Annotated in this window: 11 protein-coding genes and 1 pseudogene; 5 read left to right on the plus strand and 7 right to left on the minus strand. The window is 71.8% G+C overall.

The features are described 5' to 3' along the window. Positions 1-4: 4 nt before the first annotated feature. Both OG963_RS30945 and OG963_RS30950 read right to left on the minus strand, forming a co-directional pair. Positions 5-946: an N-acetylmuramoyl-L-alanine amidase gene (locus OG963_RS30945; protein ID WP_093929553.1), complete on the minus strand. Its 942-nt coding sequence runs from the start codon at positions 944-946 to the stop codon at positions 5-7. Positions 947-968: 22 nt separating this feature from the next. After that, a complete protein-coding gene (locus OG963_RS30950) occupies positions 969-1,613 on the minus strand; it encodes a class I SAM-dependent methyltransferase (RefSeq protein WP_093774656.1) in 645 nt (214 codons plus the stop codon). A 97-nt stretch (positions 1,614-1,710) separates the two neighbouring features. Here OG963_RS30950 and OG963_RS30955 point away from each other — a divergent pair. After that, a pseudogene (locus tag OG963_RS30955) lies at positions 1,711-2,162 on the plus strand (Type 1 glutamine amidotransferase-like domain-containing protein); the annotation flags it as partial. Here OG963_RS30955 and OG963_RS30960 read toward each other — a convergent pair. Next, the gene (locus OG963_RS30960) at positions 2,125-3,924 is read right to left on the minus strand and encodes an MFS transporter (protein ID WP_093929555.1); all 1,800 of its coding nucleotides are present in this window, start codon (positions 3,922-3,924) and stop codon (positions 2,125-2,127) included. The pseudogene OG963_RS30955 and the gene OG963_RS30960 overlap by 38 nt on opposite strands. A gap of 248 nt (positions 3,925-4,172) precedes the next feature. Here OG963_RS30960 and OG963_RS30965 point away from each other — a divergent pair, with 248 nt between their 5' ends. From OG963_RS30965 to OG963_RS30980, 4 genes are all read left to right on the plus strand, one after another. Then, positions 4,173-6,350, plus strand: a complete 2,178-nt coding sequence (locus OG963_RS30965; protein ID WP_319324899.1) for an acyl-CoA dehydrogenase family protein — start codon at positions 4,173-4,175, stop codon at positions 6,348-6,350. Positions 6,351-6,471: 121 nt separating this feature from the next. Beyond that, complete coding sequence (locus tag OG963_RS30970) at positions 6,472-6,666, plus strand: hypothetical protein (RefSeq protein ID WP_093929556.1); 195 nt, start codon at positions 6,472-6,474, stop codon at positions 6,664-6,666. A 72-nt stretch (positions 6,667-6,738) separates the two neighbouring features. Beyond that, entirely contained in the window at positions 6,739-7,935 is a 1,197-nt protein-coding gene (locus OG963_RS30975) for a lipid-transfer protein (protein WP_093774664.1), read from the plus strand. Between the two features lie 55 nt (positions 7,936-7,990). Next, entirely contained in the window at positions 7,991-9,517 is a 1,527-nt protein-coding gene (locus OG963_RS30980; RefSeq protein ID WP_093774666.1) for an MFS transporter, read from the plus strand. Positions 9,518-9,539: 22 nt separating this feature from the next. Here OG963_RS30980 and OG963_RS30985 read toward each other — a convergent pair whose 3' ends face one another. Genes OG963_RS30985 through OG963_RS31000 form a run of 4 tightly spaced genes read right to left on the minus strand, consistent with a single transcriptional unit; the run spans position 9,540 to position 13,070 of the window. Then, on the minus strand, positions 9,540-10,172 hold the full coding sequence (locus OG963_RS30985) for a response regulator transcription factor (RefSeq protein WP_093774668.1): 633 nt from the start codon (positions 10,170-10,172) through the stop codon (positions 9,540-9,542). A gap of 5 nt (positions 10,173-10,177) precedes the next feature. Further along, positions 10,178-11,398, minus strand: a complete 1,221-nt coding sequence (locus tag OG963_RS30990) for a sensor histidine kinase (RefSeq protein WP_371799696.1) — start codon at positions 11,396-11,398, stop codon at positions 10,178-10,180. A gap of 11 nt (positions 11,399-11,409) precedes the next feature. Continuing rightward, positions 11,410-12,135 carry an ABC transporter permease gene (locus OG963_RS30995; protein WP_030926069.1) on the minus strand — a complete coding sequence of 242 codons (726 nt, stop codon included), beginning with the start codon at positions 12,133-12,135 and terminating at the stop codon, positions 11,410-11,412. Continuing rightward, positions 12,135-13,070, minus strand: a complete 936-nt coding sequence (locus OG963_RS31000; RefSeq protein WP_176902218.1) for an ABC transporter ATP-binding protein — start codon at positions 13,068-13,070, stop codon at positions 12,135-12,137. Before OG963_RS31000 ends, OG963_RS30995 begins: the two co-directional genes overlap by 1 nt. Between the last annotated feature and the right edge of the window lie 159 nt (positions 13,071-13,229).

Raw genomic sequence — 13,229 nt, forward strand, 5'->3', positions numbered from 1 at the left:
TGCTTTACCCGTTGAAGTAGGAAGTGATGCCATCGGCAATGCCTTGTGCGGCCTTCTGGCGCCAACCCGCGCTGGTGAGCAGAGCGGCGTCCTTCGGATCACGCATATTGCCGCACTCGATGAACACTTTGGGCACGGTCGACAAATTCAGCCCGCCCAGATCACTGCGGGTGTCCAACCCCGTATTGCCGCCGATGTAATTGGAAGGCGCACTTCCGGTGGCGCGGACGAAGAGCCCCGCGATCCGGGTGCCGAGATCGCGCGACGGATCCACGATCTTCGAGGTGTCGGCGGCCCCGCCGTGCACGAGCGCGGGAAGGATCACATGGAACCCCCGGTTGCCGACCGCCGAACCGTCCGCGTGCACCGAGACGACCGCATCGGCCTCGGCGTCGTTGCCGATCCGGGCCCGCTCGTCGACGCACGGGCCGTACGGGCGGTCGTCGTCGTACGTCAGGATCACCTTCGCGCCCTGCGCCTGGAGCAGCGCGCGAAGCCGGTGCGACACGTCCAGTGTGAACCGGGCCTCCGGGTAACCGGAGTCGGTGGACGTACCGGTGGTGTCGCACTCCTTGTGCGTGGTGCCGATGTCCACCTGGCGGCTGATCTCGCGGGTGTGCAGATGGTTGTCCGGGTTGTGCCCGGGATCGATGACGACGGTCTTCCCGGACAACGGCCCTGACACCCGGCCGCCCGTGGTCTTCGAGGGTGACGCGGACGGCGGCGATGCGGACGTCTTCTCCGGTGCCGGAGCGCTCTTCGACGGCGAGACCGACGGCGGCGCGGCGGAGGTGGCGCTGCTGCCCTGCCGGGGCCGGGCCTGCGCCCCGCCGCTGTCACCGCCCGCGCCGCAGCCCGCGGCACTCAGGCACACGGCTGCGAGCGCGACGGCGACGAACAGGGGCCGGCGGTGCGGGGTGGGGGAGACGCTGTCGTCGTACGGCACGCCGCGATGCTATCGGGGCGGCTCAGATGCCCGTTCCCGTACGGCGCAGGACGCGCAGCGAGTCCGTGACCGACACCTCGGTGAACGCCCCGGACGCCAGCGCCCGCAGATACACCCGGTACGGGGCCTGGCCGCCGTGCGCGGGATCGGGGAACACGTCGTGGATCACGAGCAGCCCGCCCTCGGCGAGATGCGGCGCCCAGCCCTCGTAGTCGCCGTTCGCGTGCTCGTCGGTGTGCCCGCCGTCGATGAAGACGAAGCCGACCTGCCCGCCCCAGACAGCCGCGACCTGCGGGGACCGGCCGACGAGCGCCACCACATGGTCTTCCAGCCCGGCCGCGTGCAGGGTGCGGCGGAACGTCGGCAGTGTGTCCATCCGGCCGACCTCCGGGTCGACGACGGTCGGGTCGTGGTACTCCCAGCCGGGCTGCTGCTCCTCGCTGCCACGGTGATGGTCGACCGTGAGCGCCGTCACACCGGCCGCCCGGGCGGCGTCGGCGAGCAGGATCGTGGACCGCCCGCAGTACGTCCCGACCTCCAGCAGCGGCAGACCGAGCGCGGCGGCGTCGGTGGCGGCCGTGTAGAGGGCGAGCCCCTCGCCCACCGGCATGAACCCCTTGGCGGCCTGAAAGGCGGCGAGAATCTCGGGCTTGGGCTCGGCGGCCACGGGGTTCCTCCTGGCGGTGCGGGGATCGAACGGCGCCCCATGGTGCCGTACGGCCTGGTCGGCGGTGTCGGCGGGGTGTCGCCGCATGATTTCCGACCGCACCGGTCCGCGCGACGCCGTCATCGGGGCCGCGCGTGACGGGCTGCCGTACATGGGAGCCGGTGCGGCTACGAACAGGGCGGCCCCACCCTCCGGGCCACCGACGACATGTCCGTCGTGCAGCCGCCGTCGTTCGAGACGCTCGGCCTCGTCCCGTTCCGGATCAACCCGCACTGTCTGGACCCGGACCCGGACCCGGACCCGGACAGCACCCACAAGGACGAGCCCCGCGAGCAGCGGCTCACCGAGTTCCTGGAGGAGAACGACGTGCCGGTGCTCGGTCTGCGAGAGGGGTCATGGCTGAGGGTCGACGGCCGGCAGACCCGGGTGCGGGGCGCCCGCCCCGCCCGGCTGTTCACCCGCGGCGCCGAGCCGAGGGAGCTCCCGGTGGGGCCGGACGTCCCTCATCCGCTCACGACGGCACCGCGGTTCGACGCTCCGGTGCGCTGACCGTCAGTACGAGGTCGGCCTCGGCCGGCAGGCCGTTCGCCGGGTACGTCGCCGGGCAGGCGCGCGGCGCGTACCCGGAGGCGGAAGCGGCCAGGACGAAGGTGCCGCTGGACGGGGCGGCCAGGGAGTACCGGCCGGCTTCGTCCGTCACGGTGAGCCCCGCCTGCCGCCCCATCCGGTCGATCAGCGTGACGTTGGCGCGAGCCACCGGCGAGCCGTCCGCATCGAGCACCCTGCCCCGGAAGCCGTCCGGTCCGGCGACGGGACGCGAGGCCTCCTGGGCGGGCGCCGCCCCGTCGGTGCTGCTGGCCAGCAGCACCGGCCGCAGCGCGTTGCGCTGCGACGGCAGGAACGCGGCCAGTACCAGACCGATCAGCACCGCACCCGTAGCGATCATGAACGAGGTCCGGAACCCCTCCATCGAAGGCGCCTGCCCCGGACCCATGCGCACCGAGGTGTTGGCCAGCACCATGCCGATCACGGCGCTCGACACGGACGTACCGATCGACCGCATCAGAGTGTTCAGACCGTTGGCCGCGCCGGTCTCCGACGGATCGACGGCCCCGATGATCAGCGCGGGCAGCGAGGAGTACGCGAGCCCGATACCGGCCCCGAGCACCACCGCGATCACCACGGTCTGCCAGGCGGCACTCATCAGACCGAGCCCTGCCCCGTAACCGATCGCGATGATCAGCATGCCGAGCATCAGCGACACCTTGGGGCCGCGGCGGGCCGACAGCCGCGCGTACAGCGGGGCGACGAACATCATGGTCAGACCCAGCGGCGCCACGCACAGGCCCGCCACGACCATCGACTGCCCGAGGCCGTACCCGGTCGACACCGGCAGCTGGAGCAGCTGCGGCAGGACGAGCGAGACGGCGTAGAACGCGACGCCGACCATCACCGAGGTGAGGTTGGTGAGCAGTACCTCGCGCCGGGCCGAGGTCCGCAGATCGACCAGCGGTGCGGGGCTGCGCAGCTCGAAGAGCCCCCACAGCACCAGGATCAGCAGGGACGCGGCGATCAGTCCGAGCGTGGTGGCCGAGGTCCAGCCCCAGTCGCTGCCCTTGGTGATCGGCAGCAGCAGGCAGACCAGGCCGAGCGAGAGCCCGAGCGCACCGGGCAGATCGAACCGGCCGGGCGCCCGCAGCGAGGTCTCCGGTACGGCGAGGACGGTCAGCACCATCGACAGCACCCCGAGGCCGGCCGCGCCGAAGAACAGCGTGTGCCAGTCGGCGTGCTGGGCGACCAGCGCGGCGGCGGGCAGCGCGAGCCCGCCGCCCACCCCGATCGAGGAGCTCATCAGCGCCATCGCCGAGCCGAGCTTCTCGCGCGGCAGCTCGTCGCGCATGATGCCGATGCCCAGCGGGATGGCACCCATCGCGAAGCCCTGGAGCGCCCGCCCCGCGATCATGACCACGAGTTGATCGGTGAAGGCGCAGATCAGCGAGCCGAACACCATGACGGCGAGGCTGGTGAGCAGCATCTTCCGCTTGCCGAAGAGATCGCCGAGCCGGCCCATGATCGGTGTGGCGACGGCACCCGCGAGCAGGGTCGCGGTCAGTACCCAGGTGGCGTTGGACGGATCGGTGTGGAGAAGGGCCGGCAGGTCCTTGATGACGGGGACGAGCAGGGTCTGCATGACCGCGACGGTGATACCCGCGAAGGCGAGAACGGGGACCACACCGCCACCCGCACGGGGGGTCCGCGGATCGGGGAGCGGCTGCTCCCCGGCGTGCTGATCGTGCGTCGCTTGTGGCATGCGTGCGGCCTCCGGGCAGCGGAAGAAGGGGGTGGAGGTGGAGTGCGGTCCGGCGGCGGGCAGCGGTGACCGCCAAGTGGGTGCAGGTTGAACACTTCCGGACGTCCGCCGTATTCCTGTGAACGCAGGGCGAATGGGGCACGACGCGTTCCTCGGCGGGAAGCGCACGGTCGTCCGACCTTCCATCGGATTGGAACGTGTTCTACTCTTGCGCCGTTCCAGTGGCCGCGACCGGCGAGGATCCGCATATGGGTATCGCAATCAGCCAAGAACAGCAGGAGCTGGCGCAGTCCGTACGAGGGTGGCTGGCGCGTGCCGTGCCGCCGGCGGAGATCCGCAAACTCCTCGACGCGAGCGCCCCTTATGCGCCCGGCGTGCGCCCCGGCTACTGGGACGGGCTGGCGGAACAGGGTCTGCTCGCCCTCCACCTGCCCGAGGGGTACGGGGGAGGGGGCGGCGCACTCCTCGACCTCGCCGCGGTCCTGGAGGAGACGGGGCGGGCCGCGCTCCCCGGCCCCTACCTGGCGACCGCACTCGCCTCGGCGCTGCTCGGCGGGGCAGAGGCGAGTGAGCTTGCACGCGCCCTCGCGGACGGCACCCGCATCGGCGCCGTCGCCCTCGGCCCCGGCACCCTCACCGCTGTGGAGAGCGAGGGCGGCCATCTCCTCGACGGCGTCGCCCCGCCCGTGCTCTCCGGCGCCGATGCCGACCTGCTCCTGCTTCCCGCCGCATCGGCCGGCGGCACCCGCTGGTTCGCCGTCGACTCCGCTGCCGAAGGGCTGACCGTACGCCCGCACCGCGGCGCCGACCCGACCCGGCCCACCGCCGAGGTCCGCGCCGACGGCGTACTCGTCCCCGCCGCCCGTGCCGTACGCATCGACTCCGGGACCGTCCGCGATCTCGCCGCCGTCCTGTTCGCCGCCGAGGCATGCGGCACCGCCGCCTGGGCGCTGGACACCGCCGTCGCGTACGCCCAGGTCCGTGAACAGTTCGGCCGCCCCATCGGACAGTTCCAGGGCATCAAACACCTCTGCGCCGACATGCTCGTACGCGTCGAGCAGTCCCGCGCGCTGGTGTGGGACGCCGCCCGCGCGGCGGACCGGGCCCCGGAGACACGCGCACTGGTCGCCGCCCTCGCGGCGGGCACGGCTCTGGACGCCGCCCACAGCTGCGCCAAGGACTGCATCCAGATCCTCGGCGGTATCGGCTTCACCTGGGAGCACGACGCCCACCTCCACCTGCGCCGGGCCGTGGTGGCGCGTCAGCTGCTCGGGGCCGGGGACGTCCATCGGCTGCGGGCCGCCCGGCTGGCCGAAGGCGGGGCTCGCCGCGAGCTCTCCCTGGAGCTCCCCGCCGAGGCCGCCCGCCACCGCGCCGAGGCGCGCGAAACCGTCGCCGCCGCCCGGGGCCTCGACCCGGAGGCGGCCCGCCGTGCCCTCGCCCCGACCGGCTACGCCGCCCCGCACCTGCCCGCCCCCTACGGACTGGACGCCGGACCGGTGCAACAGCTGGCCGTGCAACAGGAGCTGGCGGAACAGGGCGTGAAGGTCAGCGGCCTGGGAATCGCCACCTGGGTGGTGCCGTCGCTCCTCGCGTACGGGACACCGGAGCAGCAGGACCGCTATCTCCTGCCCACCCTGCGGGGCGAACTCCTGTGGTGCCAGCTGTTCTCCGAACCCGGCGCCGGCTCCGACCTCGCCTCGCTCCGGACGAGGGCCGAGCGGACCGCCGACGGCTGGCGGATCAACGGCCAGAAGGTGTGGACGAGCGCCGCCCAATGGGCCGACCACGGCATCCTGCTCGCCAGGACCGACCCGGACGCCCCCAAGCACCAGGGGATCGGCTACTTCCTCGTCGACATGAAGAACACCGCAGGCATCCACATCCGCCCGCTGAAGGAGATCACCGGCGAATCCCTCTTCAACGAGGTGTACTTCGACGACGTCCTGCTGCCCGCGGACGCCGTCGTCGGCGATGTCGGCGACGGCTGGCGGGTCGCCCGCAACACCCTCGGCAACGAACGCGTCCACATGGCCGACCAGATGACCTTCGACACCGGCCTGGAAGCGCTGATCGCCCGCTCCGGCGAACTCGACGGCACGTACCGGGCGCGGATCGGCGCGCTGGCCGCCGAGGCGCACGCGCTCGCCTGCATCGGGCTGCGGACCACCATGCAACAGGTCTCCGGCCTGGAACCGGGCGCCGGGGCAGCCGTACGCAAAATCGTCCAGACCACCCACCAGCAGAAGGTCGCCGAACTCGCCCTGGAGCTTCTGGGGCCGGCCGGTGCGACCGACGAGGGCGCCGGGGCGCGGGCCCTGCACGACTTTCTGATGTCCCGCTGTCTGACCATCGCGGGCGGCACCACCCAGGTCCAGCTCAACGTCGTCGCCGAGCGCATCCTCGGCCTGCCCCGGGACCCGTGACACCCGGCCCGGTCAGGCCCCCCGGGGGCCGGGCCGGCATCGTCCGGGTGGTGGAGCTACGTCATCTCTCCGGATGCGTCGCCGTCGCCGAGGAACTGCACTTCCGCCGCGCCGCCGATGTGTGCACATCGCCCGGTCGCCGCTGAGCCGGCAGATCCGCCTGCTCGAACGGGACCTGGGCGTGAAGGTCTTCGACCGGTACCCGGTGATCCGGCACATGAACAACCTGGAGTCCGTCCTCAGCTACGAGGGCACCACGGAGATGCACACTCTCGCTCTCGGTCAGGCGCTCACCGGTCACGCAGCCTTCCGCTGACCGGTCCCCGTTGCCATTATCTGATGCATCGTCAGATTGGTCGGAGTGTGGCAGCGGCCCGGGAGGAATGCCATGAAGGCCTACATCGTCGGTGTCGGGATGACGAAGTTCGAGAAGCCCGAGACGCGCGACTGGCAGTACTGGGACATGGTGAAGGAGGCCGGGAGCGCGGCGCTGGCCGACGCCGGGGTCCGTTACGAGCAGGTGCAGCAGGTCCCCGTCGGCTACTGCTTCCAGGCCTCCACGGCCGGCCAGCGCGCCGCGTACGAACTCGGACTGACCGGCGTACCCGTCTACAACGTCAACAACAACTGTGCGACCGGCTCCACAGCGCTGATGATGGCCCGTCAGTTCGTCGAGGGCGGCATCAGCGACTGCGTGCTCGCGCTCGGATTCGAGAAGATGGCGCGCGGGGCGCTGGGCGGCGGCGGATCCGACGGCGGCGCCGCCGACTTCCGGACGTCGCCCGTCGCCCGGCACTACGGGATCATGGCCGCCGCCCACGGCTTCGAGATGTCCCCGCCCACCGCCCAGATCTTCGGCGACGCGGCCCGCGAACACATGGACCGGTACGGGACGACCGAGGCGCAGCTCGCGGCGGTCGGCGCCAAGAACCACCGGCACTCGGTGAACAATCCGTACGCCCAGTTCCAGGACGTGTACACGGTCGACGAGATCCTCGCCGCCCGGACCGTCCACCGTCCGCTGACCAAGCTCCAGTGCTCGCCCACCTCCGACGGGGCGGCCGCCGTCGTCGTCGTGTCGGAACGGTTCGTCGAGAGCCACGGGCTGGGCGACCGGGCCGTCGAGATCGTCGCCCAGGCCATGACGACCGACACCGGTGAGTCGTTCGCCTCCGGCACCTGCATCGACGCCGTCGGCCGGCCCATGTCCCGGGCCGCCGCCCAGCAGGTGTACGACGCCTCGGGGCTCTCGGCCGCGGACCTCGACGTCATCGAGCTGCACGACTGCTTCTCCATCAACGAACTCCTGACCTATGAGGCGCTCGGCCTGTGCGGCGAGGGTGAGTCCGGCAAACTCGTCGAGTCCGGGGCCACCACCTACGGCGGCCGCTGGGTCGTCAACCCGTCCGGCGGGCTGATCTCCAAGGGGCACCCGCTCGGCGCCACCGGCATCGCCCAGGCCGCCGAACTCATCTGGCAGCTGCGCGGTGAGGCGGGCCCCCGGCAGGTGCCCGATGCCCGGGTCGGGCTCGCTCACAACATCGGGCTCGGTGGCGCGGCGGTGGTCACGCTCCTCCGTCGCTAGTCGGAGCCGAGGCCCGACCATATACCGATGTACGGGGCGCAGGGTGCCTGCGAGTATGACGCCCATGGCAGACGTCACGACACCCGCGCATGTGCAGAACCGGCGTACACCCCGCACCTGGGCGGTGGTGCTCGCCGCCTGCGTCGGCCAGTTCCTCGTCGTCCTCGATGTGTCGGTCGTCAATGTGGCGCTGCCGTCCATGCGGTCCGACCTGGGGCTGAGCGCCGCCCAGCTGCAGTGGGTGCTCAACGCCTACGCGATCGCGTTCGCGGGCTTCATGCTGCTCGGCGGTCGGGCCGCCGACCTGTACGGCCGCAAGCGGATGTTCCTGGTCGGACTCGGCCTGTTCACCGTGGCCTCGCTGGCCGGTGGATTCGCGCAGGAGGGCTGGCAGCTGCTGGCCGCCCGCGCGGCGCAGGGGCTCGGCGCCGCGGTGCTGTCCCCCGCGACCCTCACCATTCTCACCGCCGCCGTCCCCGAAGGCCACGCCAGGACCAGGGCGATCGGGACCTGGATGGCCGTCGGCGCGGGCGGCGGCGCGGCCGGCGGGATGGTCGGCGGGGTGCTCACCGACGTCCTCGACTGGCGCTGGGTCCTGCTGATCAACGTGCCGTTCGGTGTGCTCGTCCTGGTCGGCGGCGCCGTCTGGCTCGCCGAGAGCCGGGCGCCCGAGCGGCACCGTATCGACCTGCTGGGCGCGGTGCTCGTCACGGCGGGCCTGGCCGCCGTCGCCTACGGCATCGTGCAGACCGAGCAGGAGGGCTGGGCCGCACCGGCCACCCTGGTGCCGCTGCTCGGCGGACTCGCGCTGATCGCGCTCTTCGTCCTGGTGGAGGCCCGGACGGCGGCGCCGCTGATGCCGCTGCGGGTGCTGGGCACGCGCGCGGTGGCGGCGGCGAACGTGGCGATGATCGTGATGGGGTCCGCGACCTTCTCGATGTGGTACTTCATGACCGTGTACGCACAGTCGGTGCTGGGCTACACGCCGATGCAGGCCGGATTCGCCCTGCTGCCCACCTCGTTGGCGGTCGTTCTCGGCTCGACGTTCGCGCCGCGGATGATGGCACGGGTCGGTGCGAAGAACCTTGTCCTGATCGGCCTGGCGGTCACCGCCGCGGGCTTCGGGTGGCAGTCCACGATGGGTGCCGAAGGCTCGTACCTCACGTCGATCTGCGGGCCCGGCATCCTGATGATGGCCGGTGCGGGATTCGCGTCCACCCCGCTCGCCTCCCTCGCCACCTCGGGCGCGGCGCCCGGGGACGCCGGGCTGGTCTCCGGGCTGGTCAACACCTCGCGCACGATGGGGGGTGCGCTGGGTCTGGCCGTGCTCTCGACCGTCGCGGCGGCGCGCACCGGGGGCGGAACCGGGGCGGAGGATCTCACCGCCGGGTTCGCCCTGGCGTTCCGCACGGCGGGCTCGGTGCTGCTCGGCGGGCTGCTGCTGATGACGCTGTGGCTGCCGCGTCACCGCTCGCCGCGCTCCGGTACCCCGAGCGTGTCGGGTACTTCGAGCCCGTCCCGGACGGCGAGCCCGACCGGCACCTCGAGCGCGTCGGACATGTCGAGGACGTCCGGCGACTGAGGACACCGTGGCGGCCGGCCACCTACAGCCACCCCTGCTGCCGTGCCGCCCGCACCGCCTCCATGCGATTACGGGTCCCCGTCTTCCCGATCGCGGACGACAGATAGTTGCGCACCGTCGACTCCGACAGATGCAGCTTGGCCGCGATGTCTGCGACCGTCGCCCCGTCCACCGAGGCGTTCAGCGCGTCCCGTTCCCGCGCGGTGAGCGGGCTGGGCCCCGCGCTCAGGGCCGCGGCGGCGAGGGCGGGGTCGACGACGGTCTCGCCGGTCAGCACCCGGCGGATCGCCTCCGCGAGTTCCTCGACCGGGCCGTCCTTGACCAGAAAACCCGCTGCCCCGGCCTCCATCGCGCGGCGCAGATAGCCGGGCCGGCCGAAGGTGGTGAGGATCAGCACCCGGCAGTCCGGCACCTCCTCGCGCAGATCGGCGGCGGCGTCCAGTCCGCTGCGGCCCGGGAGTTCGATGTCGAGGAGAGCCACATCGGGACGGGACATCAGCGCGGCGTCCACGATCTTGTCCCCGGCGGCCACCTGCGCCACCACCTCGATGTCCGGTTCCAGACCCAGCAGCAGGGCCAGCGCGCCGCGCATCATGCCCTGGTCCTCGGCGAGCAGCACGCGTACGGCCTTGGTCGGTCGGTGATTCGGGGGCATCTCGTTCACCGGCCCAGCGTATGGGGTGGGACCGCGCAGTCGGCGGTGTCCACTCCGTCCGCGGCGTCGGTCGCGTCCACCGGAAGTTCCGCCGTGACGACGAAGCCGCCCTCCGGACCGGGGCCCGCCGTGAGCGAGCCGCCGGCGGCCGCCAGGCGTTCGGTGAGGCCCTTCAGACCGGTGCCGCCGATGCCCGGAGCAGGCGGCTCTGCGGTCTGCCCACGGCCGTCGTCGGTGACGGTGAGCCGGACCCGCTCGGGCGTGCCGTCGACCATGAACGAGCAGGTGGTCGCATCGCTGTGGCGTACGACGTTGGTCACCGCCTCCCGTACCACCCAGCCCAGCAGTGCCTCCGCCTGCGGGGCGAGCGGAGGTCCCGACCGGCGTACCACCGGATCGATCCCGGCGGCGGTCAGCGCGGACCTCGCCCGGTCGAGTTCGGTGGCCAGACTGCCCTCGCGGTAGCCGGTGACGGCCTCCCGGATCTCGGTGAGGGCCTGGCGGCCGACGGACTCGATGTCGGCGACCTGGAGCAGCGCCGCGTCGATGTCGCGCGGGGCCAGCCGGCGCGCGGCCTCCGACTTGACGACGATCACGGAGAGCGTGTGCCCCAGCAGGTCGTGCAGATCCCGGGAGAACCGGAGCCGCTCCTTCTCCACGGCGGTCCGGGCCAGTTCCTGCCGGGTGGCCCGGAGCTCCATCACGGTCTCCGACAGGGTGAGGATCGCGGCGGTCACCGCGCCGGAGATGAAGGTGCCGTATCCGATGGCCCACGGTGTCGAGGCGTTGTCCCCGCGCCAGACGGCGACGACACTGGCCGCGGCCGCCAGACACAGCAGGCCGAGCAACAGCTGCCGCTGACGCAGCACGGTGCCGCAGGCCAGCGAGAGCAGCGGGAAGAACAGCAGCCAGCTGCCGCCGTAGCCGATCGCCAGGCCGAACGTGACCACGGCCAGCACGGCGAGCAGCCAGTACGACGCCGGGCTCTCGCGCCTCTCCTTGACGAACGCCCGGAACACCACAGAGATGTAGAGGGAGTTGAAAGTGAGCAGACCGAGACCACCGATCCATGGGTTCGGAGTCTCCCCCTGGAAGAGGTTGGAGAAGGCGCCGAGGCCCATCAGCAGCCAGGGCAGCAGGGCGTACGGGCCGGGCGGCCCCGGCCGTCCCTCCTCGCGACGCCGCCGGCGGCGTTCCCGCCACGATCCTGATCCGTTCCGGGACATGCTCGCTCCTGTCACGCCGTCCTCGCGGACCGACGGTACGAGACGACGGCGTACACACCGAACAGCAGGAGCCACCCGGCGAGCACGGCGATCGTCCCGGCGGACGGTGCGTGGCCGCCGGTGGCCGCCCAGCCCAGGTCGGCGAACCGGTGGGCGGGGGTGTACGAGCCGATGCTGCGCACCCACGAGGGGAACTCGGAGAGCGGGAACCACAGCCCGCCGACGATCGCGAAGCCCATCAGGGCGGCCATGTTGACCACTCCGGTCGCCTGAGGGGTGAGCCGGTAGCCGTTGCCGATGCCGAGCAGGGTGAACGGCAGGGCGCCGATCCACAACAGCAGCGTCAGGGCGACCCACTGTCCGGCTTCCAGCCGTACGCCGTTGACCAGTGCCCCGGCGAGCAGCACCGCCAGGACGGTCGGCAGCACGGTCACCGAACCGCTGATCGCGCGGCCCGCGACCACCCGGGACGGGTCGAGCGGGGTGATCCGCAGTTGCTGGAGCCAGCCGAGGGACTTGTCGGACGCGACGCCCGTACCGATGGACATGGCGGCGCCCAGTGCCCCGTACGCCGCCATGCCGACCATGGACATGACTTTCCACTCGGCCGCGTCGTCGCCGCCCCCGCCGAGGTTGGTGAAGAGCAGATACATCAGCACCGGCATCCCGATCCCGAAGATCACGAAGAATCCGTCGCGCAGGGTGCGGCGGATCTCGAGCACGATGTAGGGAAACATCAGACTGTCTCCTTCTCCGAGAGGGGGGCGGGGGTGGTCAGCGAGAGGAACGCGTCCTCGAGCGTGGGCCGGGTGACCTGGAGGTCGCGGATCCGGCCGAGGCGGGCCAGCTCGATCACCGTGGCGTCCGAGTCGTCCGTACGCAGCAGGGCACGGTCCCCGCGGACCTCGACGGCGTTGACGCCGGGCAGCAGTTCCAGGCCCTCGGTCGGTCCACCCGCCAGGTCGAAGGAGACGTGGCTGCTGCCGACCGACTCCTTGATCCCGTCCCCGCTGCCGTCGGCGACGATCCGGCCGCGGTCGATGACGACGATCCGGTCGGCGTTCTCGTCGGCCTCCTCGAGATAGTGCGTGGAGAAGAGCACCGTGTTGCCGCGCCGGGCGTAGGCCCGCATGGAGTCCCAGAACGCGCGCCGGGCCTCGACGTCCAGCGCGGCGGTCGGCTCGTCCAGGACGATCAGCTCCGGATTGCCGGCCAGCGCGACGGCGAACCGGACGCGCTGGACCTGCCCGCCGGAGAGCTTGTCGACGCGCCGGTCCGCGTACGCGGTGACACCCGCCAGGGCCAGCGACTCGGGAACCGGCATCGGGCTCGGATACGTGGAGGCGACGAAGGTGATCAGCTCGCGGACCGTCACCCGGGGGATGGGCCGGCCGTCCTGGAGCATGGCGCCGACCCGGCCGGCCCGTACTGCCTGCTCGGGGGTCCGGCCGAGCAGCCGCACACCGCCGGAGTCCGGTTCGTCGAGTCCGAGCATGAGGCTGATGGTGGTGGACTTGCCCGCACCGTTGCGGCCGAGCAGGGCGACGGTCTCGCCGCGTTCGACGGTCAGGTCGATCCCGTCGACGGCGCGTACGGTCTGCTCGGTCCGGCCGAAGGTCTTGACTGCCCCGGTGAAGATCACCGCGGGCCCGCTCCCCGTTGTCTTTTCCATGCCCCAGACGCTACGGAGTCGGGTGGCTGTCCCGGCAGAGGCGCATGTACGGACTCCGGGATGACAAATGTCATTGCCAGCGCGACGTCACGCGGTGCCCCACAAGGCTTCTGACGACATGTCAGCAGTCTTCACAACTACTGGGAGCTGCGTTATACA

The sequence above is a fragment of the Streptomyces sp. NBC_01707 genome (assembly GCF_041438805.1).
Lineage (GTDB): Bacteria > Actinomycetota > Actinomycetes > Streptomycetales > Streptomycetaceae > Streptomyces.

Excerpts from the sequence above, each read along its gene's own strand:
- OG963_RS30995 (WP_030926069.1), bottom strand. The coding sequence starts at position 12,135 with ATGTTTCCCTACATCGTGCTCGAGATCCGCCGCACCCTGCGCGACGGA.
- OG963_RS30965 (WP_319324899.1), top strand. The coding sequence starts at position 4,173 with ATGGGTATCGCAATCAGCCAAGAACAGCAGGAGCTGGCGCAGTCCGTA.
- OG963_RS30990 (WP_371799696.1), bottom strand. The coding sequence starts at position 11,398 with ATGTCCCGGAACGGATCAGGATCGTGGCGGGAACGCCGCCGGCGGCGT.
- OG963_RS30980 (WP_093774666.1), top strand. The coding sequence starts at position 7,991 with ATGACGCCCATGGCAGACGTCACGACACCCGCGCATGTGCAGAACCGG.
- OG963_RS30985 (WP_093774668.1), bottom strand. The coding sequence starts at position 10,172 with ATGCCCCCGAATCACCGACCGACCAAGGCCGTACGCGTGCTGCTCGCC.
- OG963_RS31000 (WP_176902218.1), bottom strand. The coding sequence starts at position 13,070 with ATGGAAAAGACAACGGGGAGCGGGCCCGCGGTGATCTTCACCGGGGCA.
- OG963_RS30975 (WP_093774664.1), top strand. The coding sequence starts at position 6,739 with ATGAAGGCCTACATCGTCGGTGTCGGGATGACGAAGTTCGAGAAGCCC.
- OG963_RS30960 (WP_093929555.1), bottom strand. The coding sequence starts at position 3,924 with ATGCCACAAGCGACGCACGATCAGCACGCCGGGGAGCAGCCGCTCCCC.